The 25,356-nt window shown below is 61.9% G+C and carries 24 protein-coding genes; 5 read left to right on the top strand and 19 right to left on the bottom strand.

The genetic code is table 11. The features are described 5' to 3' along the window. Positions 1-4: 4 nt before the first annotated feature. From QMO80_RS05625 to QMO80_RS05605, 5 genes are all read right to left on the bottom strand, one after another. Complete coding sequence (locus tag QMO80_RS05625; protein ID WP_283199201.1) at positions 5-949, bottom strand: peptidylprolyl isomerase; 945 nt, start codon at positions 947-949, stop codon at positions 5-7. Positions 950-1,114: 165 nt separating this feature from the next. Further along, complete coding sequence (locus tag QMO80_RS05620; RefSeq protein WP_283199200.1) at positions 1,115-3,442, bottom strand: LPS-assembly protein LptD; 2,328 nt, start codon at positions 3,440-3,442, stop codon at positions 1,115-1,117. Next, positions 3,442-4,530: an LPS export ABC transporter permease LptG gene (gene lptG / locus QMO80_RS05615; protein WP_283199199.1), complete on the bottom strand. Its 1,089-nt coding sequence runs from the start codon at positions 4,528-4,530 to the stop codon at positions 3,442-3,444. Before lptG ends, QMO80_RS05620 begins: the two co-directional genes overlap by 1 nt. After that, on the bottom strand, positions 4,527-5,708 hold the full coding sequence (lptF, locus tag QMO80_RS05610) for an LPS export ABC transporter permease LptF (protein ID WP_283199198.1): 1,182 nt from the start codon (positions 5,706-5,708) through the stop codon (positions 4,527-4,529). Before lptF ends, lptG begins: the two co-directional genes overlap by 4 nt. A gap of 100 nt (positions 5,709-5,808) precedes the next feature. Then, a complete protein-coding gene (locus tag QMO80_RS05605; protein WP_283199197.1) occupies positions 5,809-6,582 on the bottom strand; it encodes a phosphatase PAP2 family protein in 774 nt (257 codons plus the stop codon). 144 nt (positions 6,583-6,726) lie between these two features. On the opposite strand from QMO80_RS05605, the gene QMO80_RS05600 reads away from it, so the two are divergent. Then, on the top strand, positions 6,727-8,217 hold the full coding sequence (locus QMO80_RS05600) for a leucyl aminopeptidase (protein ID WP_283199196.1): 1,491 nt from the start codon (positions 6,727-6,729) through the stop codon (positions 8,215-8,217). Next, on the top strand, positions 8,217-8,666 hold the full coding sequence (locus tag QMO80_RS05595; protein WP_283199195.1) for a DNA polymerase III subunit chi: 450 nt from the start codon (positions 8,217-8,219) through the stop codon (positions 8,664-8,666). The genes QMO80_RS05600 and QMO80_RS05595 overlap by 1 nt, the downstream gene beginning before the upstream one ends. A 109-nt stretch (positions 8,667-8,775) precedes the next feature. Here QMO80_RS05595 and QMO80_RS05590 read toward each other — a convergent pair whose 3' ends face one another. The 6 genes from QMO80_RS05590 to QMO80_RS05565 form a co-directional block, all read right to left on the bottom strand. Beyond that, the gene (locus QMO80_RS05590; RefSeq protein WP_283199194.1) at positions 8,776-9,702 is read right to left on the bottom strand and encodes a Gfo/Idh/MocA family protein; all 927 of its coding nucleotides are present in this window, start codon (positions 9,700-9,702) and stop codon (positions 8,776-8,778) included. Between the two features lie 113 nt (positions 9,703-9,815). Beyond that, positions 9,816-11,858, bottom strand: a complete 2,043-nt coding sequence (locus QMO80_RS05585; RefSeq protein WP_283199193.1) for a prolyl oligopeptidase family serine peptidase — start codon at positions 11,856-11,858, stop codon at positions 9,816-9,818. 66 nt (positions 11,859-11,924) lie between these two features. Next, the gene (locus QMO80_RS05580) at positions 11,925-12,767 is read right to left on the bottom strand and encodes a polysaccharide deacetylase family protein (RefSeq protein ID WP_283199192.1); all 843 of its coding nucleotides are present in this window, start codon (positions 12,765-12,767) and stop codon (positions 11,925-11,927) included. A gap of 177 nt (positions 12,768-12,944) precedes the next feature. After that, the gene (locus QMO80_RS05575; protein WP_283200118.1) at positions 12,945-14,828 is read right to left on the bottom strand and encodes an ABC-F family ATP-binding cassette domain-containing protein; all 1,884 of its coding nucleotides are present in this window, start codon (positions 14,826-14,828) and stop codon (positions 12,945-12,947) included. Positions 14,829-14,920: 92 nt separating this feature from the next. Then, positions 14,921-15,970 carry a diguanylate cyclase gene (locus tag QMO80_RS05570; protein WP_283199191.1) on the bottom strand — a complete coding sequence of 350 codons (1,050 nt, stop codon included), beginning with the start codon at positions 15,968-15,970 and terminating at the stop codon, positions 14,921-14,923. Positions 15,971-16,112: 142 nt separating this feature from the next. Next, entirely contained in the window at positions 16,113-16,622 is a 510-nt protein-coding gene (locus QMO80_RS05565; RefSeq protein ID WP_283199190.1) for a DinB family protein, read from the bottom strand. 138 nt (positions 16,623-16,760) lie between these two features. Here QMO80_RS05565 and QMO80_RS05560 point away from each other — a divergent pair, with 138 nt between their 5' ends. After that, entirely contained in the window at positions 16,761-17,450 is a 690-nt protein-coding gene (locus QMO80_RS05560; protein ID WP_283199189.1) for a glutathione S-transferase family protein, read from the top strand. 71 nt (positions 17,451-17,521) lie between these two features. Here the strand turns inward: QMO80_RS05560 and QMO80_RS05555 are convergent, their stop codons facing one another. Beyond that, positions 17,522-17,821, bottom strand: coding sequence for a hypothetical protein (locus QMO80_RS05555; protein ID WP_283199188.1), 300 nt, complete (start codon positions 17,819-17,821; stop codon positions 17,522-17,524). Positions 17,822-18,304: 483 nt separating this feature from the next. On the opposite strand from QMO80_RS05555, the gene ndk reads away from it, so the two are divergent. Further along, positions 18,305-18,727 carry a nucleoside-diphosphate kinase gene (ndk, locus tag QMO80_RS05550; RefSeq protein ID WP_003574140.1) on the top strand — a complete coding sequence of 141 codons (423 nt, stop codon included), beginning with the start codon at positions 18,305-18,307 and terminating at the stop codon, positions 18,725-18,727. A gap of 88 nt (positions 18,728-18,815) precedes the next feature. Here ndk and QMO80_RS05545 read toward each other — a convergent pair whose 3' ends face one another. Continuing rightward, the gene (locus QMO80_RS05545; protein WP_283199187.1) at positions 18,816-19,319 is read right to left on the bottom strand and encodes a hypothetical protein; all 504 of its coding nucleotides are present in this window, start codon (positions 19,317-19,319) and stop codon (positions 18,816-18,818) included. Beyond that, positions 19,316-19,861 (bottom strand): CGNR zinc finger domain-containing protein, encoded by a 546-nt coding sequence (locus QMO80_RS05540; RefSeq protein ID WP_283199186.1) that lies wholly within the window; start codon positions 19,859-19,861, stop codon positions 19,316-19,318. Before QMO80_RS05540 ends, QMO80_RS05545 begins: the two co-directional genes overlap by 4 nt. A 66-nt stretch (positions 19,862-19,927) precedes the next feature. On the opposite strand from QMO80_RS05540, the gene QMO80_RS05535 reads away from it, so the two are divergent. Beyond that, on the top strand, positions 19,928-20,824 hold the full coding sequence (locus QMO80_RS05535; RefSeq protein ID WP_283199185.1) for a branched-chain amino acid ABC transporter permease: 897 nt from the start codon (positions 19,928-19,930) through the stop codon (positions 20,822-20,824). A gap of 1 nt (position 20,825) precedes the next feature. On the opposite strand, the gene QMO80_RS05530 is transcribed toward QMO80_RS05535, so the two are convergent. The 5 genes from QMO80_RS05530 to QMO80_RS05510 all read right to left on the bottom strand — a co-directional run bounded on the left by QMO80_RS05530 (position 20,826) and on the right by QMO80_RS05510 (position 25,333). Then, positions 20,826-21,287 carry a molybdenum cofactor biosynthesis protein MoaE gene (locus tag QMO80_RS05530; protein ID WP_283199184.1) on the bottom strand — a complete coding sequence of 154 codons (462 nt, stop codon included), beginning with the start codon at positions 21,285-21,287 and terminating at the stop codon, positions 20,826-20,828. A 193-nt stretch (positions 21,288-21,480) separates the two neighbouring features. Next, positions 21,481-21,735 (bottom strand): molybdopterin converting factor subunit 1, encoded by a 255-nt coding sequence (gene moaD, locus QMO80_RS05525; RefSeq protein ID WP_283199183.1) that lies wholly within the window; start codon positions 21,733-21,735, stop codon positions 21,481-21,483. Further along, a complete protein-coding gene (gene pgsA, locus QMO80_RS05520; protein WP_003587473.1) occupies positions 21,732-22,322 on the bottom strand; it encodes a CDP-diacylglycerol--glycerol-3-phosphate 3-phosphatidyltransferase in 591 nt (196 codons plus the stop codon). Before pgsA ends, moaD begins: the two co-directional genes overlap by 4 nt. Positions 22,323-22,526: 204 nt before the next feature. Next, complete coding sequence (gene uvrC, locus QMO80_RS05515; RefSeq protein WP_283199182.1) at positions 22,527-24,569, bottom strand: excinuclease ABC subunit UvrC; 2,043 nt, start codon at positions 24,567-24,569, stop codon at positions 22,527-22,529. Continuing rightward, the gene (locus QMO80_RS05510) at positions 24,566-25,333 is read right to left on the bottom strand and encodes an SDR family oxidoreductase (protein ID WP_283199181.1); all 768 of its coding nucleotides are present in this window, start codon (positions 25,331-25,333) and stop codon (positions 24,566-24,568) included. The genes uvrC and QMO80_RS05510 overlap by 4 nt, the downstream gene beginning before the upstream one ends. Positions 25,334-25,356: the final 23 nt, after the last annotated feature.

The raw sequence follows: 25,356 nt of genomic DNA, 5'->3' as shown, positions 1-25,356 counted from the left end.
CAGGTCAACGATAGGCGATCTGCGCCTTCTTGCGCAGTTCATCCAGATACTTTTTGCTGTTTGCGTTTTCCGGGCTGGCATCCTTGTCGGCCTTGGCCTTGCCGAGATCTTCCTGGCGGAAGACCATCTCGGCCGCCTGGTCGTCGGAAACCTGGCGCTGGCTGCAGATCGCCAGATATTCGACGCCCTTGTCGGTGACGCGGGTCCCCGTCGTATTGCCTTTGGCCTGCTCGACCAGCGGCTTCCAATCCGGCGGGATTTCCGGGGCGAGCATGCGGCCGAGATCGCGCACGGAAACGTCGCGCATCGTCGCGGCAAAGACTTTTGCCTGGTCGCAGCCCGGAAATTTCGAGCGCGACGCCTCGGCCTCGCCCTTACGCTTGCCGGTGATCGCGTTGCGCTTGGCTTGCGGAATGACGAAGATGATCTGCTGCAGCATATATTCGGTCGTCACCGGCTTCTGCTTGTTGTTCTGCATCATGCGCGAGACGAGGTCATAGTTCGACAGCCGCGAGGTCGAACCGTAGCGCGCGTTGACGACACGCGGCCAGCTCATCTGCACGGCGATGAAACCCTTGAAATGGTCGACGCCGACGCCGGCGCGATCGAGAATCTGCGACATCTGCGCGACGGTAAGCTTGTTGCCGGCCGAAAAGCGCGCGAAAGACGCATCGACGTCCTGCTGCGAGACCGACATATGGACACGGGAGACTTCCTGCCGCTTGAGCGCCTCGTCGATCAATTGCTCCTCGGCAGCCTTGGCATCGGCCTTGGTATGCTGCAGGCGCAGGAAAGCCTGGCGCTTGGCGACGTCGCCGCTGGTGATGGCGGTGCCGTTCACCACGGCCTTGACTTCGCTTGCGGCCAGCGCTGGAGCGGCAACACCCGTCAGCAAGGCAAGCGCCGCCCCGGCGAGGAACTTGGTTATGGCTTTTTTCGCGTCAATCATCTGCTGACCTCCCGATAGCGCCGCGAGACGTTGTTCGCGGCGTTTTTTACCACAGTGCGAGACACGCGGCGAAACCCCTATGCCTCAGATATCGACTGGCGGCAATGTCCTGCACAGGCATACGGCGAAAGAATGGCTTCAGGCCATGTTTGCGCCGGCCGCCCGTCATTCAAGGGTGTTTGTACCGATCTTGATGTCGCCGAGTGTCCGGAAGGTCAGCCTTGCGCCGATCGTCCAGTCGCTGGCCGACTCGTCGTCGGAGTCCCGGGTATCGGTATAGGCGATCGTGAAGATCGTGCATTCGTCCTCATAGGAGAGACCGAGCGTCCGGCGGCTGAGCACATCATTGTTCAGATCCCAGGCGATGCCGCCGAAGATCGACCAGTAATCCTTGAACTTGACTTTGCTGCTGGTCTGGATCTCGTCATTGTCCTCGGCAAAGCCATAGGCCGGCTGGGCGCTGAGATGGGTGTAGGTCACCTGCGTCTGGAAGGTGTCGTTCTGGTAGGCCGTCGTCAGGTCGCCGCGGCGGAACTCGAAATCCTTCTCGTCGAGGCGGTAGGAGGCCGCGACGGAAACGCCGTACGGTGTTTCGACGCCGCCGAGGCCGACATAATCGGAACGGTCGGTCTCCAGGCCCGAATCCGCGCCGACATTGACGAGATCATCGGTGGCAAAGGAGTTCTGGCCGGCAATCTGATAGGATTGGCCGAAGATGCCGTGCAGTTTGTAGCCGCTGTCGAAGGTTCCGGTATACTGGACGCCCACATTGGCGCGGGTGCCGCCTTCGACGCGGTCGTAGCCTGAGAATTTATCGCGATCGAACAGCGAGGTGGCGTCGAAGACGAAGCTCTGGGCATCCTCGTTCGGCAGCCGGCCGGCGAGCTGCTCGTCCGGGCGGGCATAGATCTGCGCGATCGGTTCGAGAATATGGGTGCTGTTCTCCGTCGTCATCAGGATCGGATAGCGCAGCTCCAGCCCGGCGGTGAACATCGAGCGGGTGGCGGAATTGTCGTCGAGATAGTTGCCGGAGTACCCTGTGGGGTCGTCCATGTTGAGCGCGAAGGCGTCGCCGCGCGCGGCCAGAAGCGGCGTGATCACCAGGCCGGTCGGCGTGACATAGGTGCGCTTCCACTGCAGTTCGGCCGTCAGGCGCGAGGTCTGTCCCTTCAGGCCGCGGAAGCGGTCGAAGCCGTCGACGGTATAGAAGTCGTCATGAGTGCGCGAAATATTCGTCAGGTTGACATCCGCCGACAATTCGCCGCCGGCAAGCGGCTGCGGCGCCACATAATGGTAGTCGAGCGACGGATAGACGATCGCCTGCTGCTTTTCGGCCGTGTTCGTCCGATCGGCATCCTGGACGTCGAAATAGAATGCCCGCATGTCGAAATAATTGCGTTTCCCAAGTCCCGTCAGGTAGATTTGGTTCGTGCGATCCGTGCCGGTGAAGTCCTTCAGCTTATAGGTTTTCGAGAAATTGTTGTCGCTCTGGACCATGACGTCCCAGCCGAACGTCCAGCGCGGATTGATGCGGAATTCTGCCTTCGAGGCGACCATGCCACGCCGGCTGGCTTCGGCATCGCTGGTGCCGGAGCTGAAATTGTCCGGCTTTGCCTGGTCTATGCCGGCGACGCGCAGAATATGCGTGCCGTTTTCGAAGCGCTGGCGGAATTCGCCTTCGACGAGGAAGCCCTGGGCGGTGTAGCCGGTGGTGGTGACCGTCGCGTCCATGCTCGGCGAGATCACGTAATAATAAGGAATCGAAAGACCGAAGCCGAGATTCTGCGACAGGCTCATCGTCGGGAAGAGAAAGCCCGACTTGCGCTTCACCGTATTGTCGGGGACCTCGATGAACGGCAGGAAGGCGATCGGATAGCCGAGCAGCTCGAAGCGCGCACTTTCCAGACGGATCGTGTGGGTCACGCCGTTCTGGATCACGCGCTTGGCCTTGACCTGCCAGAAAGGCGCGCGCTTCGGATCTTCGGCGCAGGGAAGGCAGGCGGTGTACACACCCTTGTTGAGAATCATCATCGTGCCGCCGACACGCTGGCCGCTTTCGGCGACGATACGCGTATTGTCGGAGGTTTCGATGCGCAGCGAGTTCAGGAACCCGTCGGCGAAATTGTCGGTCACGTCAAGGTTGTCGGCATAGATGCGGTTGCCGTCCGGGCTGACCAGCTCGACATTGCCGAGCGCCATCATCCGGCCGGTCTTCTGATTGTACTCGACCTTCTGCGCGACCATCTTGTAGCCGCCATAATTGATCTGCACGCCGCCGACCGCCGACACCAGATCGGCGTCACGGTTGTAGACGAGTTCATTGGCCGAGAGCAGAAGCTTGGCCCCTTCCGGAATCTTCTTCCCGATATCTTGAGCGGACGTATTGTCCTGGCCGTAGGAGACCGGGACACTGCCGAAATAGGAACATAGAGTCGCGCCGACGAGCAGGGCAACCAACTGTTTACTAAAATACTTGCGGTCGCCTGCCGCCACTAGCCGTCCTCCTGATGAAGCAGAATAGTCGCGCCCAAGGCCAGCGCGACGATCACCGGTATCCACGTCGCCACGAAGGGAGGCACGACTCCACTGCTTCCGAATGCCTTTACAAGCACGGTGATGACATAAAGCATGAAGCCCGAAAGGATGCCACCCAGAATCACCGAGCGGGATTGGTTGAACCGGCTAAATTTTAGGGACACTGTTGCAGCAATGAAAGTCATGGCCACCAGCAGCAGCGGCTGGGACAACAGGGAGTTGAATTGCGTCTCCAGCGCCTTGGTCGAGATGCCGAAGGATTTGGCCGCGGCAATGCGGTTGGAAAGGTCAAAGAAACCAATTGTTTCCGGCGCTGTCAGCCGCTCCTGGACGAAGTCCTGTTTCAGATTGGTGCGAAGTTGAACCGAAGCTTTACGCATCGGGATTTCGCCAGGCTTGCGCTCGACAACATTGTTAAGTTGCCAGTAACCATCTTCCAATTTTGCCGTCGCGGCGTCCTGTCTCAGAATGACCTGACCGCTTGAATCGAAATGGATCAGCACGGCGTCGATCAGCTTGGTTCCGTTCTCCTGAACCGTCTGGGCGCCGATGATGACATCGTCCCGGCCGCTGATCTGACGCAGCCACGGAATCTGCGGCGCCTTGCGCAGAACCGCGTTCTCGCCGCGCCAATCGGATTCGACGAGCAGCGCCTGGCGCTGCCCCCAGGCGGCAAGCGGGTTGAGCGCCGTCATCGTCAGCAGGCCAAGTATCAGCGAGCCGGCGATGAAGGGGAACATGAACTGCCAGACCGAAATGCCGGCGGCGCGCGTGACGACGAGCTCATATTTGCGGTTGAGCCCGATCAGCACCGTCATGCCGACGAACAGCGCGATGAACGGCACCGTCTGCTGCAGGATGAGCGGCAGGCGCACGGCGGTCATCAGAATGCCGCCGCCGATCGTGTAGCCGGGCAGGCCGGACATGCGGCCCGCCGTCTCGCTGAAATCGAGAAGGAAGGAAATCGCCGAGACGCCGATCAGGAACCAGCCCATCGTCACCAGGTAGCGGCGAAAGAAATAACGCGACAATGTCCCGAATATCATTGGGCGGCATCTCCGCCGGTCCTGCCGGTCGCGGCAAGCAGCCTTTCCTGCGTCCTTCTCCAGAAAGACGACATCCGGTCGCGGATGAACGACGGTACGGCCAGTCGTTTGTGCAGGCCGAGGAAGACGATCGAGACGATGCTGCTGACGATCGGTATGGCATAAAGAACGACGATATATTCAGGATCGGTATCGATCTGATTGGCCGCGTAAAACGCCGCCCATCTGAGCGCGAAGGCATAGGCGAGCGCGCTCACCATCGGATGCAGCCGCGCTTCGCGGTGCGAGCGTGCATCGCCGGCGATCGCCAGCGAAAACAGCGCGAAGACGACCGGCAGGACCCAGTCCGTCAGCCGCCGATGGAGTTCGGCGCGATAGCTCTGCGGCCGGATCGTATAATCCTTGTCGGCCGGATCCGGATTGAGCAGGAACCACAGGTCGCGGTCGCTGGCGCGCAGCGTCGCCTGACCGCGATTCTCGGTCATATCGGAGAGGTCGAAGGAATAGGAATCGAAATTGATGACCGAGACATTGCCGTCGGGCGTTTTGCGGTGCACCTCGCCCTGATGCATGATCAGCGTCGTGCCCGTATCGTCGACGGCGCCTTCCTTCGCATAATAGATCAGCTCGTAGGCCGGATCGCGCTCGTCGGCCACGAAAAGACCCTTCAGCATGCGGCCGGCCATTCGCTTCGAGATCTGCACGTAAAGACCTTCATCGAGCTTGCGGAAGGTCTTTTCTTCGATCACCGAAGACAGCAGGTCGGCATAGGTCTCGGCGATCATCTGGCGCACGACGGTCTTTGCGCGCGGCTCGACGACGTTGTCGACGAAGAAGGAAAAGACGCTGACGACGGCGGCAAGCAGCAGGATCGGGCGGATCAGCACGCTGCGCCGCGCGCCGGCCGCGTCGATGACGGTCAGCTCGGAATCGTTGTTCATCGTCGTCAGCGTCTGGGTGATCGCGATGACGAGGGCGAAGGGCAGGACAACAGGAATGATCGACGGCAGGATCATCGTCGCGAGCTTGGCGAACGAGCCGATCGACTGGCCGCTGTCGGTAACCAGGTTGATGCGCTGCAGAACCTGAGTCGTCCAAATGATCGCCAGAACGGGCAGGAGCGCCACGAGAAACATCTGGCCGACGCGCCGCAATATGTATGTCTCGAGTAGTTTCATGCCTGCCCTTGAAAGCACCTGCACGCCCAAATGGCTTTGCAGGAGAAACCCTCTACGCTCTTTGTCGCCGTATTGCGACAAGCTGGTGTCAAAAATTCATTCAATTTTCAGAATTTTTTTGCTGCTGTTGCGACTCAGGTAACGCCAGCAACGCGGCGAAGACGACAAGCGACGAAAGCCATCCGAGAACGACGTCGGAAAGGTAGTGCGCGCCGAAGGATAACCGCATCGCAGGCGTCAGGATCGAGATCGCCGCCAGGGGTGCCGCCACTGCATAACGCAGGGATTTCGGCACGAAAAGCAGCAGGCAGAAAAGCCAGCCGGCGCTCGCCGCCTCGCCGGAGATGAACGAGCAGTTCGAAACGCATTTTCCGGCCATCGAACCGGCCTCGACGAAATGCAGCGCGCCGCCGAAAATGTCCGTCTGTATCGGCCGCGGCCGGCCCCAATGTTCCTTCAGCACGACATTGACGAGCAGCACCGGCCCGATCAGCAGCGTTCCGAGCGCCACTTTCAGCTTGCGCGCCCGTTCGGCGTTGAAGGTTGCGCCATGCTGCTGGTAGCATTCGATGAATTTCCACACCATCACGATAGCGACGACATAGGGCAGGCGGAAGAAGATGGTGCGCAGCAGGTCGAAGTTTCCCGAGTCGCGATAGGGGAAACCGCCGCAGATGCTCCCGGCGGCGGCGGCCGCGTCGCAATCCGCCTTCAGGAAAAAAAGCTGGGAAAAATAGATGTCTATCCCGGGGAAGGCGCGAAAGACGATCAGCAATGCCCACCACATCCAGAACAGCAGCAGGAATGCACCGAAAGTCGTTTTGGGCAGGCGGATTACCGGACCCCGCGGGCGATTTTTCGAGAAAACTGTCAACGCGAATATCTACGAAACTGACGAAAACATGAGGGCCGTGATGGCCGCGGGCGACCATAACAATTGTCGCCAGCCATTGACAGACCCGCCAAACGCGAAATTATCCGCCACGAACGGATTTCAAAGAATCCCTGCGGAGAAGACATGTCAGCAAAGTTCGAAATCTCATTTTCAAAGTCGGCAAAGCTCACAGGCGGCCTGGCGATCCTGTTGAAGACCGGGGAAGCCGACAGCGCTGCCGGCGCCGAAACAGTCGATCCGGCAGGCGTGATCGCCAAGGCTGCCAGGATCGCCCGATTCTCCGCGAAATCCATGAGCGCGCTCGATATCGTCGCCCCGGAAGGCGCACCCGTCGACCGCATCGTCGTCATCGGGCTTGGCAAGGCCGCCGACCTCACCGCCCATGATTGGCTGAAGGCCGGCGGGACTGCGGCGGCGAGAATCAAGAATACCGACAAGTCCGCCGTCTTCATCGACGTGCCTGGCCTTCAGACGAGCGCGCGGGCAGCCGCCGATTTCGCGCTCGGCATGCTGCTGCGCGCCTACAGCTTCGATAGCTACAAGACGAAGAAGAGCGACGACGAGGAAAAGGCGGGGAAATCCGTCAAGGTGACGATCGTCACTGCCGATCCGACAGGCGCCAAGAAGGCGTTTTCCGATTCCGAAGCGATTGCCGGCGGCGTCAATCTTGCCCGCGACCTCGTCAACGAGCCGCCGAACGTGCTTGGCCCGGTCGAGTTCGCAGCCAAGGCGAAAGAGCTGGAAAAGCTCGGCGTCGAAGTGGAAATCCTGACCGAGAAGGAGATGCGCCGTCTCGGCATGGGCGCCCTTCTCGGCGTTGCCCAGGGCTCCGTGCGCCCGCCGCGTCTCGCGATCATGCAGTGGAAAGGCGGCAAAGCCAAGGATCGTCCTATCGCCTTCATCGGCAAGGGCGTCGTCTTCGATACCGGCGGCATTTCGATCAAGCCGGCCGCCGGCATGGAGGACATGAAGGGCGATATGGGGGGGGCGGCAGCCGTCACCGGCCTCATGCATGTGCTCGCCGCCCGCAAGGCCGCCGTCAACGCCGTCGGCGTCATCGGCCTGGTCGAGAACATGCCTGATGGCAACGCCCAGCGTCCCGGAGATATCGTCACCTCGATGTCCGGCCAGACGATCGAGGTGATCAATACCGATGCCGAAGGCCGCCTCGTGCTCTGCGATGCTCTCTGGTACTGCAACGATCGTTTCAAGCCGCAGTTCATGATCAATCTCGCCACGCTGACCGGCGCCATCGTCGTGGCGCTCGGCAGTGGACATGCCGGCCTGTTCTCCAATGACGACCAGCTGTCCGCCCAGCTGACGGCAGCCGGCCTTTCCACAAACGAGAAGCTCTGGCGCATGCCGCTCGGCAAGGATTACGACAAGCTGATCGACAGCAAGTTCGCCGACATGAAGAACACCGGCGGCCGGCAGGCCGGCTCGATCACCGCGGCGCATTTCATCAAGCGCTTCGTACAGGACACGCCCTGGGCGCATCTCGACATCGCCGGCACGGCGATGGGCTCGCCGCAGGACGAGATCAACCAGTCCTGGGGTTCCGGTTTCGGCGTGCGGCTGCTCGACGAACTCGTTCGCGCCCATTATGAAGCCTGATGACGGACGTTCTCTTTTATCATCTGACCGAAACCAGGCTGGAGGACGCGCTTCCGCCGCTGATCGACAAAAGCGTCGAGCGCGGCTGGCGCGTCGCCGTCCAGACGCGTGAGCCGGCGCGGCGCGATGCTCTCGACGCGCATCTCTGGACGTTTCGCGAGGAGAGTTTTCTGCCGCACGGCACCGACGAGGGCGATTTCGCCGAAAGCCAGCCGGTGCTTTTGACGGTGACCTCAGGCAATGCCAATGCGGCGACCGTGCGCTTCATCATCGACGGCGCCGAGCCGCCACCGGTCGATGCCTATGAGCGCGTCGTCTTCATGTTCGACGGTCACGACCAGCCGCAACTGGAAGCCGCACGGGCGCAATGGAAGAAGCTGAAAGGCGAGGGGCATAACCTCACCTATTGGCAGCAGACGCCGGAAGGGCGGTGGGAGAAGAAGGCCTGACGTCGCTTCCCACGCCACGCCGATAACTGCATGCATAAAAACGACAAGCCAAAGCGCGTCGCATCGATCAAGTTTCGATGCGACGCGCTTAGCGTTTCAGTAAGGCCGCTCAGTCATGGAACGCCTCGACGAACTTGCGCTTGCCGAGCATGAAGGCGTCGGCGACGTGGCGCAGCGGCGCGAGATCCACATCCGACGTGCCGGCTTTGATGATTTCGGCGAAGCGGCGGTAGAGCGAGGGATATTCCTGCTCCGGCTCGGCGAAGGTCAGCGTGCCGTCGATCGAAAGCTTGGCGCCGCCTTCGGCGAGAACCATCTGGCCGGCTGCCGTCTCCGCGACGATATCCCAGCTCTGCTTGCCGGTCTGGCGCCAGTCGAATTCGGCATGAACCGGCAGTCCGTCGGCATCGCGGAAGCGAATGTCGGACGCGATCGGCGCATCGCGGTTCTCGGGAAATTCGAGCACGGCCTCGGTGATGAAGATCGGCCGCGGCAGGATATGGGTGACGATCGACAGCGCGTTGACGCCGGGATCGAAAACACCGAGGCCGCCGGCCTGCCAGATCCAGTCCTGGTTCGGATGCCAGTGGCGGACATCCTCCTTCCAGATCACATGCACACTTTTGATGGTCGTCGAAGCCAGAAACGCTTTGGCGGCCTCGACGGCCGGTGCATAGCGCGAATGCCAGCTGGCAAACAGCGACGCGCCCTGCTTGCTCGCAAGCGCCTCGAGATCGGCGACTTCGCTGAGCGTGGCACCCGGCGGCTTTTCCAGGAAGACGTGCTTGCCGGCGACCAGCGCCTTATAGGCCGCCTCGTAGCGATACTGCGGCGGCATGCAGAGAGACACCGCATCGATCGACGGCTCGGCGTCGAGCATCGCCTCGATCGTCGTATAGCTGTTGATGCCTTCGACCGTGCCATGGCGGCTTGCCGTGGCGACGAGCTTGAAATCGGCGTTCTTGGCGATGGAAGGAAGGTGCTGGTCGCGGACGATCTTGCCGACGCCGACGATGGCGAGGTTGATAGGAGACATGGTTTCGCTCGAGCCTGTGAAAAGTATGATTTATTGCGCTTCTTTTAGCAGAAAGGAGAGCGCCGACAAGCTCTCCCCTTCATTCTCTTCTATCCTACCGCATGATGACCGTCTTACCTCATGATAGTTTGGCGAAGGAAGCTGTATCCCATGGCCGCGCGGGCGGCGCGCTCTTCGGAATTACCGTCGCCGCCATGCCCGCCCGAGCCGAACTCATGGAAGAGCGGCCGATGTCCCGCTTCCTCCAGCCGCGCGGCGAAGCGGCGCGCATGCGAGGGATGCACGCGGTCGTCATTGGCCGAGCTTTCGATATAGATCGGCGGATAGCTGATCTCGGTCGCCGGCCTGACATTGTGAAGCGGCGAGTAGCCGAGCATGAAATCCCGGTCCGCTGATATCTCCGGATCGCCATATTCGTCCATCCAGGCCTGCCCGGCGCTGAACAGGTGGAAGCGTGTCATGTCGAGCACCGGCACCTGGCACCAGACGGCGCCGAAATCGTCCGCATAGCGTGTCAGCATCACGCCGGTCAGCAGGCCGCCATTGCTGCCGCCCTGGCAGGCGATCCGCGACGGCACGGTGTAGCCGCGGGCGACGAGATCGCGGGCGATGGCGACGAAATCGGCAAAGGCCTTGTCTCGCCCCTGCCGCTTGGCGCTGCGATACCAGTCGGGCCCGAATTCGCCGCCGCCGCGGATATAGGCCTGCACATAGGCCCCACCTTGTTCCAGCCAGCGGCCCGTCACGCCGGAATAGTTCGGCGACAGCGAAACATCGAAGCCGCCATAGCCGTAAAGCAGCACCGGCAGCGCGCCCTTGGTCCATTGCTTCGGCAGGACCAGCCGGTAGGCAACCCTGGTTCCGTCCTCGGAAACCGCCTCCAGCAGTTCGGATGACATATCGGTCGCATCGAAATAGCTGGGCGCTGCGGCGACGAAAATCGGCTCGGCCTCCTTGCTGCGATCCGACAGGTCGAGCCGGTAACAGGCCGGAGGCTGCAGGAAGCCCTGGCCGATGATGCAGATCGTATCGTCGCCAAGATGCAGATCCGCATAGAGCGGTCTGAAATGAGCCGTCTGCATGTCCGCCGGCAGCGCGATCTCGCGCTGTTCGGCATCGGGCTTCGTCAGATCAAGCACCATGAGACGCGGACGCAGCCGATCGGAAATGATGAAGACGCACCACTCGCGCATCAGCATCAGCTGCGAGATCGACTGGCCCTCGCCAGGCTGAAACAGGATCCGCTCCGGCCCGAGCGGAGCTGTCTCCGAGCCGGGATCGAAGCGCTGCAGCACCAGACTGCCGGTGGGAACACGCTCGTCGGTCTTTGCCCGCCAGAGGCAATGATCGCGATTGAACTGAAAGTCGGCCTCCTCGGGCAGATCGATGCGCCGCTGCGTGCCGTCGTCGGCGACCAGGAAAGCGCTGGCCACGCCGATCTCATGGGCGGCGACAAAAATGTCGATCAAGCCCGCATACGCCGAAGCGCCCGACTGGGCGGGGTCGATGACGAGTTTGGAGGCATAGACGTCCTCGTCGGCGGCTTCGAACATGATCGCGGCCTCTTCCGGCCGCTGGCCGCGCTTCAATCGCCGGCCGACGCGCGGCCACCCGGAACGGGTCGCCGAAAATCGGTCGATGGAGCCGAAATAGCAGATCTCGTCGCGGCTCAGCCAGCTGGCATGCGATCGAGCGGCCGGCGTATCGAAGCCGCCCGTCACGATCTGCTTGCTCTCGGCGTCGAATTCGAGCAGCCGGAGAAGATCGGAGCCGCCGTCCGAAAGCGTGAGCAGCACCCGCGTCGGCTCCCACGGGCAGGTGACGGCGCCGCGCCAGTTCCAGCGCTTGCCTTCACTGACGCAGAAGGCATCGAGATCGAAGACCGGCTCCCAATCGGCGTCCGGCCGCGGCTCCTGGTTATTGGGCAGACGGAGCCAGACGCCGAGAGGATTGTCCTTGCTCTGCCGGAAATCGAAAAGCCACGCACCGCGGCGCATCGGCACGATCAGTCGGTCCTGCCGCTCGATCAGCGCCCTGATCGCATCGCGATCCCTGGCGAATTCAGGCGTTCTGAGTGCCGCGTCGGAAACCCGGTTATATCCGTCGATGAACTGGCGGGTGCGCGGATCATCGTCCGTTTCGAGATGAAGGTTCATAGCTGACCTGCCGGTTCGTTGACGTCGAACAGATCTAGGCAGCACGCCCGGACTTGGCAACCCGGCTTACCGGGTCGTCACCAAATCGGCCGAGGCGACGAGGTTGCTCGGCGCCTGCGTCTTCTTGAACTTCAGCGCCACCACCTTGTAGCCTTCGGCTTCGAGTTCCGAGAGCAGGGTCGGCAGCATCGTTGCCGTGCGCTTGTGGATGTCGTGCATCAGGATGATGCCGCGGCCGCGCTTGTGCAGCAGGTCCATCGTCCGGCGCGTCACGGAGGCCGGCGTAATGGCGAAATAGTCCTTGCTGTCGATGTCGACATCCATGACCACCATATCGCGCATGGCGATCGCGGTGCGCAGTCTGCGGCTCTCGGCGAGATAGGGGAAGCGGAAGAAGGAGACGTCGGTTCCCGTCGCCTTGGTCACCGCCAATTCGCCCTTGACCACCTCGGCCATCGCCGCGTCGAAATCAAGCGAACTCAGGTCGGCGTGGTCATAGGTGTGGCTGCCGATCGTGTTGCCGTCCTCGGCGACCTTGCGGGCCAGCGCCGGATGCATCTCGGCCATTTCGCCGACCATCATGAAGGCGCCCTTGACGCCGAACTGGTCGAGGATTGCCAGCACCTTGTCGGTCCGGCCGGGGATCGGGCCGTCGTCGAAGCTCAGGATCACTTCCTTGTCCTGCAGCTTGAGATCGGCGAGCGAGGAGACCTCAAGCGTCCGTCCGGCCAGATGGTGCCAGCCGGTCATGCGCGGCGCCGCATCGTCGCCGCCATAGCCAAGTTTCCGCGCCTCGGGCGCAATCACCGAGGAGGTCTTGATCGATGTATCAGGGGCCTGTTTGGTGGTGCTGCAGGCAGACAGCGTGGCCGTGAGGGCCATGCAGGACAGAATGAAAAAGCGATACATCGAAAGGGCTCAACAAATCGGTAACGAATGTTGAGACAACCTTTCGAATTATAGTTAACGATTGGTTGATGGCGCCTGGAATTGTGCCGATGCGCGGCACTTCGCCACGCTATCCACGGAGCATGATGCCGAAAAGTGTCAGCGGTTTTCGGGCGACATCATGCTCTAAGGATGTGGCTATCCCGCCATGGCTTCTTCGTATTCGGCCGAAAGCATCAGCCAGTCTTCCTCGGCGGCAGCCAGCTTGGCCGCGGCCTCGCCGCGCTGCTTGGCCTTCTCGGCCGCCTTGGCGGGCGTCTTTTCGTAAAGGGCGGGATTTGCAAGTTCCGCGTCAAGCGCCTGAATCTGTTTCTCCAGCTTCGCCGTCAAGGATTCGATTTCGTTGATCTTTTTCTTGAGGGGCGTCAGCGAGGCGCGACGTTCGGCATTGAGTTTGCGCTGGTCGGCCTTCGAGGTTGCATCCTCACTCAGCTGCGGCTTTTCTTCTTTTTTTTTACCTGAGGTAACGATCAGGTCGCGGTATTCGTCCATATCGCCTTCGAAGGTCGTCACCGTGCCGCCATTGACCAGCCACAGCCGGTCGACCGTCGCTTCGATGAGGTGACGATCGTGCGAGATCAGGATGACGGCGCCTTCGTAATCGTTCAGCGCCTCGATCAGCGCCCGGCGGCTGTCGATGTCGAGATGGTTCGTCGGTTCGTCGAGGATCAGCAGATTGGGCGCATTGAAGGCGGCGAGCCCCATCAGCAGCCGGGCTTTCTCGCCGCCGGAAAGATCCTTGGCGGCGGTTGCCATCTTCTCGGTCGCAAGCCCCATCTGGGCGACGCGGGCGCGCACCTTGGGCTCCGGCGCGCCGGGCATCAGCCGGCGCACATGTTCCACCGGCGATTGCTCGGGAATGAGGTCGTCGAGCTGGTGCTGGGCGAAGAAGCCGATCTTCAGGCTCGGCGCCAGCTTCACTTCGCCGCTTTCCGGCGCAAGCCGGCCGGAAATGAATTTGGCGAAGGTCGATTTGCCGTTGCCGTTCGAGCCGAGCAGGGCGATGCGGTCGTCATTGTCGATGCGCAGGTTGAGGTTCTTCAGGATCGGATTGCCGGGCTCGTAGCCGACGGCGCCGCTCTGGATCGCAACGATCGGCGAGGCCGGCTGCTTTTCCGGCTCGGGAAAAGTGATCGGCTGTACGTGATCCTCGATGACAGCGGCGACGGTTCCCATGCGCTCGAGCGCCTTGACGCGCGATTGCGCCTGCCGGGCCTTGGAGGCTTTGGCCTTGAAGCGATCGATGAAGCTCTGCAGATGTTTGCGCGCCGCGTCGTTCTTGGCCTTGGCCTTGGTCTGCAGCTCGTCGGCTTCCGCCTTCTGCCGCTCGAACTGGTCGTAGCCGCCGCGATAGAAGGTCAGCTTCTTCTGGTCGAGATGGACGATTGCGTTGACCGCGTTGTTCAGGAGGTCGCGGTCATGGCTGATGATGATGACGGTGTGCGGATAGCGCCGCACATAGTCTTCCAGCCACAATGTGCCTTCGAGGTCGAGATAGTTGGTCGGCTCGTCGAGCAGCAGCAGATCCGGCTCTGAAAACAGCACGGCGGCAAGCGCCACGCGCATGCGCCAGCCGCCTGAGAAGGAAGAGGCGGGGCGGGCTTGCGCCGCCTGGTCGAAGCCGAGACCGGCGAGAATGCTCGCCGCGCGCGCCTCGGCCGAATGCGCGTCGATATCGACAAGGCGCATCTGGATTTCGGCGATGCGGTGCGGATCGGTCGCCGTTTCCGCCTCGGCCACGAGGGCCGCGCGTTCCTTGTCGGCCGAAAGCACGATCTCGATCAGCGATTGCTCGGTCGCCGGCGCTTCCTGCGCCACCTGGCCGATACGCGCCGCCTTCGGGATCGACACCGATCCGGTCTCCGAGCCGAGATCGCCTGTAATGACGCGAAACAGCGTGGACTTGCCGGCGCCGTTGCGCCCGACCAGCCCCGCCTTCGTGCCCGAAGGCAGCGAAATGCTGGCATTGTCGAGAAGCAGGCGCCCGGCAATGCGGGCGGAAATATCGGTGAGCGTGATCATGGCCGGCGTTTTGGCCGAAAGCGCCGCCCAAGGCAAGAGCTTGTCCCACGGCAAGCTTGCTTGTCCGTCCAGCGGGGATATTTGTCCGCTTTTCAGTGGCCGAAAGCCTGCACCGGCTGGCGGGGGTTCGTCTGCGCGGCGAGGAGTGCCACGCGGGCATTGGCCTGCAACTGCCCGGGCGTTGCCGCATCCGCGCTGAGGGCAACGCCGATCGAGATGGTCAGCCTGCCGCGATCGGCCCTGTCGGAGGTCGCGAAGACCAGATTGTCCTCGACGGAAGCGCGCAGGCGCTCGGCGATCGTCATCGCATCCTGCATGCCGACATTGGCAAACAGGAAAGCGAATTCGTCCGCCTCGGTGCGGGCGACGAAGTCGTTTTTCTTGACCGACTTGCGGAAGAGGGCGGCGAGCTTTTTCAAGAGCTTGTTGCCGGCCTGGGTGCCGTATCTGTCGTTGAGATCGGTGAAATTGTCGATATCGACCATAACAAGCGCGCTGCCGGCAAAACCCTCGTCGCGCTCATAGAGATCGGCGATCTCGCGGTTCAGCGCGATGCGGTTCGGAAGTCCGGTGATCCGGTCGGCGACGGCGGCCGACTGCATCGCCATAATGCCGCGCTCCAGCGTTTCCAGCCTCTTGATGTCATCCTGCAGCTTAGCCGCGATCTCCGTTTCCGCCGACAACACCGTCGCCAGCGAGGCGGAGAGGTAGTCGATCTCGCCGAGGAAGGCGGTGAGGCTCTGGTTGTCGTTGCCGGAAACCGATTTCAGGATCGTGCCGCAGGCGCGCGCAAAGGCGTCTTTGTGCCGCAGTCCCTCGGCGAGCCTCTCCGCTACCTCGCGCAGCATCCGGCTCGCCTCGTTGCGCGACGTCTCGCCGGCCAGGCCGCAATGGCCGACAAGGCGGTATTTCAATCCGAGTTCGTCGAGCATCGCCTGTTGCGGCTGCGGCCCGAGTGCTGCGATATCCTGGGCAAGACCGGCATTGAGCCCGACGATCGCCTCATGGAAGAGTTCGTAGTTGCGCGGCAGCGCGGCAACGTTCAGGCGCGCCAGGTGCTGGGCGATCCTCTGAATGTCGGCCATAGGCGCCGGGTGCGCCGCCTCGCGCGGCACCAAAGCGTTTCCGCTTGCATTCTGCATGACGATCCCTCGCAGCCCGGCTTTCCCTTCATTCCGCTATGCCTGCAAGGCTTTAAGAGAGGCTGAATTTTGGCGCGGAAGCCCTGGATTCGCCGCGAAACCGGCAAAGGCGGTTAATGCGGTCTTGATGATGGAGGCTGCCTTACATCCACTCACGGCCCTCGCTCCGCAGGAAATAAATGAGATCGAGGCTGAGGCTCGGCTTGCCGAGCGCCGTCAGCGTCATGTGGCATTGGCCGCGGTGATGGGTCTGGTGGTTGAAGAGATGCGCGAGAGCCGGCTGCAATGGCTGGGTGATCTCGATCGGCTGCGTCACCGGCACATAGGTGAAGTCGGCGGCAAGGCTTGCCTCATCAAGCATGCCCGTCCAGGCAATGATCCGCTCGTCCTCTGCTCTCCGTGCCATGGCAAGCGCATCCAGCTCTTCATAGAGAACGGCATCCAGTGTCGCCGGCGCCTCGCCGGTGCCGGTGAAGCGCTTCATCCATATGCGATCGGCGACGAGCAGATGATTGAGGGTGCGGTGCAGTGACCCGAAGAAGGCGCCGCGGTCGCTGCGGAATTCGGCGTCGCTGAGTTCGGCCGCCGCAGCGTAGACCTGGGCGTTGGCCCAGCGGTTATAGGCGGCAAACATCCTGTAATGTCGGAGCATTCGGTCCCCCTGTCGTGATTGCGGCAGTCTAGCCGGTTTCCTTAGAAATCCGAGTGATGGGGCCATGAAATTTCCTGATTTGATCGCCGCCGTTTTCTGTCGTGGAATGCAGAGCGCTTCGATCTCGAAAGGACTGTCATGACCAGAGCCCTCTATTCCCTGTGCGGCGCCGATAAGCAGCACTTCTTCTCGCCGCATTGCTGGAAGGCGGTGATGGCGCTGGCGCACAAGGGGCTCGATTTCGAAGAGATTCCGACGACCTACGCCCGCATCGGCGAAATCGGCGGCGGTGTCTCGCCGACTCTGCCCGTCCTCGACGACAACGGCCGGCTGATCCCCGACAGTTTCGCCATCGCCCTCTATCTGGAAGAGGCCTATCCTGAGCGGCCGTCGCTGTTTGGCGGCGAGGGCGGCAAGGCTCTGTCGCGCCTGGTCGAAGGCTATTCGCAGATGATCATCCATCCGGCGATCACCCGCATCGCCCTTCTCGACATCCATGCGATCCTCGACGAAGGGGACAAGGCCTATTTCCGTCAAAGCCGCGAAGCTCGTCTCGGCAAGTCGTTTGACGCCGTTGCCGCCGACAGCGAGGCGGAGAAGGCCGCCTTCGGCGCCAAGCTGGAGCCGCTCCGGCATATGCTGAAGTTCCAGCCCTTCATCGGCGGGCAGACGCCTCTCTTCGCCGACTATATCGTCTTCGGCGCACTGCAATGGCTGCGTGTCTGCACCGGCCTCGCCATGCTGGCAGCCGACGATCCCGTCCTTGTCTGGTTCGAACGCTGCCTCGATCTCCACCAAAGCCGGGGCCGGACTGCGACAGCGGCGTGAAATTGCCGCGGTGGCGAGCATTCAATGATGCGGCGGCTAAGTCTAATTCATCATCAACGCGGATCTGGGCGTTAGCGTAGCGGGCTAAGCCTTCCGAAGACACGGCCGACCATCGATATGATCGCGTTTGCTGCCGAAGCGAACATGGAAGGCTTTCGAACGATGGGCGGCAGGCTCATTTCCAAGCACTGCTGAGGCGTAAGCGATACGGTATCGACGAGAGTCCACGCATCGCCGGTGGCAACGTCGATCAGTCCGAGATCTGCTGCCGCTTTGACGACGTCATCATCTGCAAGACCGATACCAGTAACACGGCCTCCTTCTGCAGCAATAGCAGTCAGAAGCTTACCGATTTCCTGCGAATACGACACTTTGCGCCCCCCAAGCACCTCACAACCCCAGCGCACCGAGTAACAGCTTGTGAAATTCTCGTAAATCGCAGGTAACGTTGGTCGTGGAAAAAGACCAAAAATGGTCAGCCAGGTTAAACATTGCTTCACGCTGTCCTAAAGGCGATTAGTTGTATCCAGCAACACAAGAAGAAATGATTTCGACAGCGAGTCTTTCAGCGAATGCCTGGCTGGAATATGAGATTATCTGAGCCTGCATTCGCTTTTAGCGGAAGCTCGTTGCCGCCCTTACATAACCCTCAGCGTGCTGCAGTTTCTGTTGCCATTCGATCTTGCGCGAAGTGTCATTCGAATTCGCGCGCTACAGCTACAAGATGTCTTGATCGTCACCAAACCCGCAACAGGACTGTGACAGCGGCGTGAAATTGCTGCCGACCTCTTGTTTTCGGGCGTTGGGGCGGGTAAAGACCGCCCACTTTTCCCGAGAAAACAGAGGATTTGACTATGGCGATTGAACGCACCTTCTCGATGATCAAGCCGGATGCAACCAAGCGCAACCTGACGGGCGCCATCACCAAGATGCTCGAAGATGCCGGCCTGCGCGTCGTCGCCTCCAAGCGCGTCTGGATGAGCCGCCGCGAAGCCGAAGGCTTCTACGCCGTGCACAAGGATCGTCCCTTCTTCGGCGAACTCGTCGAAGGCATGACCTCCGGCCCGACCGTCGTTCAGGTTCTGGAAGGCGAAGGCGCCATCCTCAAGAACCGCGAGATCATGGGCGCGACCAACCCGGCAAACGCTGACGAAGGCACGATCCGCAAGGTTCACGCCCTGTCGATCGGCGAAAACTCCGTTCACGGCTCGGATGCTCCTGAGACGGCTGCCCAGGAAATCAAGTACTGGTTCTCCGACACCGAAGTCGTCGGCTGAGGCCACGCTTCGGCATTGCCTCGCAGTGCCTTGAATTGACTCTCGAAAGCCGGGGCCTCGCTCCGGCTTTTTCTATGCCGGGCGTTCCTTATGCCGGGCATTTGTCGGTATTGGAAAAATCGACGCTGCCATCCGGCTTGAAGACCTCAGGGTTCTTGTCATAGAGCGCACCAACGACGAGCGGCTTGCTCGGCAGCACGGTCTGGTCGAGGTCCGATCGGAACTGCGTCTTCAATTCCTGCAGCACCTTTCCCTCCTTGTCGACCAGCCGGATGCTCACGGAATAGGGACGATCCTTGCGCACGCAGTGCAGGCTTTGGCTCTGCAGCGCGATCTTGTCGTCGATCGGATAGATTTTCTGGTTCAGCACCAACGGCGCGCCGCCTTGAGGATTTTCGAATTCGGCGATGATGACCGAACCGTCGGGAATGGGACCGGTCTTCTTCAGCGTCAGCAGATAGGTGGCGCTCGCCACCCGATAGTTGAAGACGAAGAGATGGCCGGTGACCTCGACCAGGTTTTCAGCCTGGCGCTGGCAGGCTGACAGCAGCAGGCCGATTGTTGCTGCCGTCAGGATCAGATGTTTCCTCATGGGATTTCCTCCTTCTTGCGGCGGTAGTGCCGGTTCGCCTTGGCGCGGTTGCCGCAGACCGCCATGTCGCACCAGGCGCGGCTCCTGTTCTTGCTGCGGTCGATGAACAACCAGCCGCAATTGCCGCAGATCTTCATCCGCTCCGGATCCGGCATGGCGATCAGCCGCAGCGCCGAATGGGCGGTCGCCGCGGCCAGGGTGCCGGGGCTTGCCTCGCGCAGCACCTTCGCCAGCGCGCCCAGCAGTCCGGCCAGCAATTGGTCGTCGCCGCCATCCAGTATACGCTTGCGGAAATAGTGGTCGATTGCTTCCCGCAGCGCGATGAAATCCGGTTCGTTTTCTACCGCCACCGGGGCGATATCGCCGAAGAGAGCCCGTTCGGCGCAGAATTCGGCAGCGGCGCGCGGAAAGTCCCGCATCTGCTCCCCGATCGCGAAGCGGTCGATCCGCCGCGCTGAATCATCGCGCAGAACGACGCTGTTGGCGACATCGAGCGCCAGTGCGCCGCCGGCAAAGCGGTGAGGGGTCCAGGAAAAGCTCATGATGAAATTATAACTGGCGAAATAGGTTTTACCAGTTATAAATTTGGATGACGCGGAGTGTCCGGAATGGCCTATCTTCTGCAGCAGCTGGCGAACGCGGTTCCGCTTGCCGCCCTCTATGCCGCGCTCGCCTTCGGTTATGCCGTCGCCTTCGGCGTGACGAAGCGGGCCGACATCACTTATGGGGCGATCTTCGCTTTCTCCGGCCAGATCCTGCTGCTGTTTACCGAACTTGCCTTCAACCGCTTCTGGCTGGTGCTGCCGGCGGCCCTTGCCGTCGGCGCGGGCGCTGCGATCGTCTATTCGCTGGCAGCGGGCCTGTGGATCGGCCGCTCGATCATGCTGCCGCTGGTCAGCAAATCGCCGAATACGGTGATCGTCGCCGCCCTCGGCATCATGATCGTGCTGATGGAAACCGCCCGGCTTGCCGCCGATACCCGCGCCATCTGGTTGCCGCCCTTCCTGAACGGCACGGTCGTCTTCTGGAGCGACGGCCCGTTCAAGGTGACGCTGACCTATATCCAGCTGATCGACACGATGCTGATGGCGGCCATCGTCGCGATCGGGGCGCTGATCCTCAGGCGCACCGCCTGGGGCCGCATCTGGCGCGCCGTCACCGACGATCCGCTGGCCGCCGAACTCTGCGGCACCAGCGCCGACCGCGTCTTCCTCGTCGCTTATGGGGCAGCCGCCCTCGTTGCCACGATCTGCGGCATCCTCGCGACCTTCTATTACGGCTCGATGGATTTCGGCGCCGGCCTGATGTTCGGGTTGAAGGTGCTGCTGATTGCGGCCGTCGGCGGCTATTCCGATCCGCTGCGCTCGGCCGGCGGCGCCGCCGGCCTCGCCGTCGTCGAAACCCTATGGGGCGCCTACGGCCCCTTCGTCTGGCGTGATCTCGTCATCTTCTCGCTGCTCGTCCTGCTCTTGGTCATGAGCCGCAGGGAGCGCGTGGTTCTCTAGCTTACTTCCACTTGTCGCGTGCCGCATCGTCGGCGTCTTTCGCCGCGACCCAGTCGCCGGCGGCGCCATCCCTAGCGTGCTCCTTCTTCCAGAAGGGGGCCGCGGTCTTCAGGAAATCCATGACGAAGTTGGCGCCGTCGAACGCCGCCTGCCGATGCGGCGCGGCCGCGACGACGAGCACGATATTCTCGCCCACGGCGATCTTGCCGTAACGGTGGATGGCGGTGAGGCCGAGCAGCCCGAAGCGCTCGATGGCGAGTTCGCCGATCCGGGTCATCTCGGCTTCGGCCATGCCGGGGTAATGTTCGAGTTCGAGGGCATCAAGCGTGCCGCCATCATCGCGGCAGAGGCCGGAGAAGGTGACGACGGCGCCGATGCTGGGTTTGCCTTTGGAGAGGTGGTCGACCTCGGTTTGCAGGTCGAAGTCTTCGCGTTGGACGCGGATGGTGGGGGTGATGGTCAATGCAACCTCCCCCTTCTCCCCAGCGGGGAGAAGATGTCCGAAGGACAGATGAGGGGGGTGAGCGGCAAAAGCCGCGAACGCACTGAGCGCAAGCGAAGGGCAGCGTTGTCCCCGGCGGCCCCCTCATCCGCCCTTCGGGCACCTTCTCCCCGAGGGGAGAAGGGGGGACATGCCGCGCCCGACCTCATCTCGCTCACCCCCCCGTCATCGGCGGAAAAATCCCGATCTCTTTTGCGCCCGCGATCGGCTCGTCATGCTCGACATGCTCCATATCGAGCGCCACGCGGATCACCTCGGGATATTGAAGTGCGGCCCCATATTCTTCCCCCAGCGTCTTCAAATGATTCAGAAGATCGGCGACGGTGAGGACGGAGGCGGGGAGATTGATCTCCTCCTCGTCCTTGCCGATGCGCTCGCGCACCCAGGCGAAATAGACAAGCCGCGTCATTCTTCGTCATCCACGATATGTTTCAGTCCCGCGCGGAAATAATCATAACCGGTATAGATGGTCAGCAGTGCGGCGATCCACAAGAGCGCGATGCCGGTCTGCGTCGTATAGGGGAAAATCTCGTCGCCGGCAGGTCCTGCAAGCAGGAAGGCGATGGCGACGAGCTGCAGCGTCGTCTTCCACTTGGCGATCCGCGTCACCGGCACGCTGACCTTCAGCGCCGCCAGATATTCGCGCAGGCCGGACACCAGGATTTCGCGGCAGAGAATGGTGATCGCCGCCCAGATCGACCAGCCGGCAATGGTCTGGTCGGCTGCGACCAGGAGCAGGATCGAGGCGACCAGCAGCTTGTCGGCGATCGGGTCGAGCATGCGGCCGATATTCGACGTCTGGTTCCAGATGCGCGCGAGATAGCCGTCGAGGAAATCGGTGATCGAGGCGATGACGAAGATCCACAGCGCCACCCAGCGCGCCGTGTTGCTGATCGACAGCCTGCCCTCGATGAAGAAGCAGAGTACGATCAGCGGCACGGCGAGGATACGGCCGTAGGTCAGAAGGTTGGGGATGCTGTACGCACGCGATGCCATGGGATCGTTTCTCTGAATGGATGCACCGCTACAGCGCCGCGCGTCTTTTAGGACGCTGTAACACTTTGAACCGACGCATCGTACTTTCCTGATAATCGAGTCCGATTTTCGGGCCGATGCGGTAGATGACGGCTTTGACCGCGGACCGTCAACATTCTTTCTCTCTTTTCACTGCCTTTGCGTGGAATTTGCGACGGACGCCGGTTATTTCGCGGCGTCGTCGTGGAAATGGTTGTAGACCTGCCTGGCGACGGCTTCTGAAATGCCTTCCACCGCCATCAGGTCGGAGAGTGCGGCACGCGAAACCGCCTTCGCCGTGCCGAAATGCTGGAGCAGCGCGCGCTTGCGCGATGGGCCGATGCCGCCGATCTCGTCGAGCGGGTTCTTGACCATTTCCTTCTTGCGCCGGGCCCGGTGCGAGCCGATGGCGAAACGATGCGCCTCGTCGCGCATGCGCTGGACGAAATAGAGCACCGGATCGCGCGGCGGCAGGGTGAAACTCTCGCGTCCCGGCGGGAAGAAGCGCTCGCGCCCGGCATCGCGGTCGACACCCTTGGCGATGCCGATCGCCGTCACGCTGTCGGTGATGCCGAGCTCGGTCAGGATGGCGCGCACCGCCGTCATCTGTCCCTGGCCGCCGTCGATGAGGATCACGTCCGGCCAGGCCGGGAAGGGCATGTCGGCGGCGTCGGCAGCAGTTGCCTGCGCCGTCCGGTCGGGAATGCCTTCCTCCTTGATCAGCCGCGAGAAGCGCCGCGTCATCACCTCCTTCATCATGCCGAAGTCGTCGCCGGGCGTGATGTCGGTCGATTTGATGTTGAACTTGCGGTACTGGTTCTTGACGAAACCTTCCGGCCCCGCGACCACCATGCCGCCGACGGCATTGGTGCCCATGATATGCGAGTTGTCGTAGATCTCGATGCGCTGCGGCGCGTAGGTAAGCCCAAACGTGTCCTTGAATCCTTCCAGCAGCCGCGATTGCGACGCCGTCTCGGCAAGCTTGCGCCCATGCGCCTCGCGGGCATTGCCGACGACATGGTCGACGAGATCACGCTTCTCGCCGCGCTGCGGCACCAGGATCGAAACCTTGTGGCCGGCCTTTTCGCTGAGGGCGGCTGCGAGCAGTTCCATCTCCTCGATTGTCTCAGACAGCATGATCTGCTTCGGTACCGGCTTGTCGTCGTAGAATTGCGCGAGGAAGGCATTCAGCACTTCGGCGCCGGACAACTGCGGATCGGCCTTCGGGAAATAGGCGCGGTTGCCCCAGTTCTGGCCGGTGCGGAAGAAGAACACCTGAATGCAGGAGACGCCGCCTTCATGATGGATGGCGAAAACGTCCGCCTCCTCGACGCCGGCAGGATTGATGCCCTGATGGCTCTGCACATGCGAAAGTGCCGCCAGGCGGTCGCGATAGATCGCCGCCCGCTCGAAGTCGAGATCCTCGGCCGCCTGGTTCATGGCCTCGGCCATATGCGACTTCACCTTCTGGCTCTTGCCGGAGAGGAAGTCCTTCGCCTCCTGCACCAGTTCGCCGTAACCTCCATCGCTGACCTCATGGGTGCACGGCCCGGAACAGCGCTTGATCTGGTAGAGCAGGCAGGGGCGCGTGCGTGTTTCGAAGACGCTGTCGGTACAGGTGCGGATCAGGAAGGCGCGCTGCAGCGAATTGATCGTCCGGCCGACCGCGCCGGCCGAGGCGAAAGGCCCGAAATAATCGCCCTTCCTTGCCCGCGCGCCGCGATGCTTGAAAATGGCCGGCGCCCGGTGATCGCCGGTGATGAGGATATAGGGAAAGGACTTGTCGTCGCGCAGCAGCACGTTAAAGCGCGGTCGCAAGCGCTTGATCAGATTCGCTTCCAGGAGCAGCGCTTCGGTTTCCGTGCGCGTCGTCACGAATTCCATATTCGCCGTCTGCCGCACCATCTGGGCGATGCGGTTGGAGTGCACGCGGCCGACGGCGTAATTGCCGACGCGCTTCTTCAGGCTTCGCGCCTTGCCGACATAGAGCACATCGCCCTCGGCATTGAACATGCGGTAGACGCCGGGGCTGTTCGGCAGCCGCTTGACGAACTCGCCGATCAGTTCGGCGCCGATAAGCCCGGTCTCGTTGAGGCTGCCGGCGTTCCAGTCGACCGCGGCCGCAAGCGGGGCAGCGGCGGAAACGTCGCCTTCCACCTCGATCTCGTCTTCGCTCTCATCCGTATCGTCGTAGAGAACGCCGCCATCCGGCAGCTTTCGTCCATTCATTCCGTAATCTCCGCCACATCGGGCGTCTGCCAGGCGAGGTGCTGGCCGCCGTCGAGGGCAATCATCTGGCCGGTGATCGAGGGCGTGTCGAAGAGAAAGCGAATCGTCTGTCCGAACTCGCCGAATCCCGGCCCCGCTCTCATGATAAGCCCGTCGATCTGAGCCTGGAAGTCCTCTTCCGATTGCCGCGCGCTGCGTACTGTCGGGCCGGGGCCGATGGCATTGACGCGCAGCTTCGGCGCAAAGGTCTGCGCCATCGTCTGCGTCGCCGTCCAGAGTGCGGCCTTCGACAGCGTGTAGGAATAGAAGCCGGGATTGAGCGCCCAGACCCGCTGGTCGACGATATTGACGATCAGCCCGGTCGCATCCTCGGGCAGCTGTTCGGCGAGTGCTGCGGCAAGGATCGACGGCGCCCGCACATGGACGTCGAAATGCTGCGCCCATGCCTGCGCATCGAAACTGCGGGCCGAATCCTGGTGGAAGACAGAGGCGTTGTTGACGAGCAGGTCGATCGGCCCGAGAGCTTCCGACGCTCTTTTCACGAGCTCGCCGGTTTCGCCGATATCGGTAAGGTCGGCCTTGAGCGCGATCGCCCGAAATCCCTTCTGCCGCAATTCCGCCGCCAACTCTTCGGCTTCACGGAGGGAGCCGTTCGCGTGGATCGCAACGGAAAAGCCATTTGCAGCAAGGTCTTCGGCGATTGCCCGGCCTATTCTTTTAGCAGCCCCTGTTACAAGGGCCGAGCGAAGTCTTTTGTGGTTCAAAATCCTGCCTTCTAATCCCGCGA

This window comes from Rhizobium sp. BT03, assembly GCF_030053155.1.
Lineage (GTDB): Bacteria > Pseudomonadota > Alphaproteobacteria > Rhizobiales > Rhizobiaceae > Rhizobium.
The sequence above is the reverse complement of the archived record's forward strand: the minus strand, read 5'-3'. Positions and strand labels throughout refer to the sequence as shown.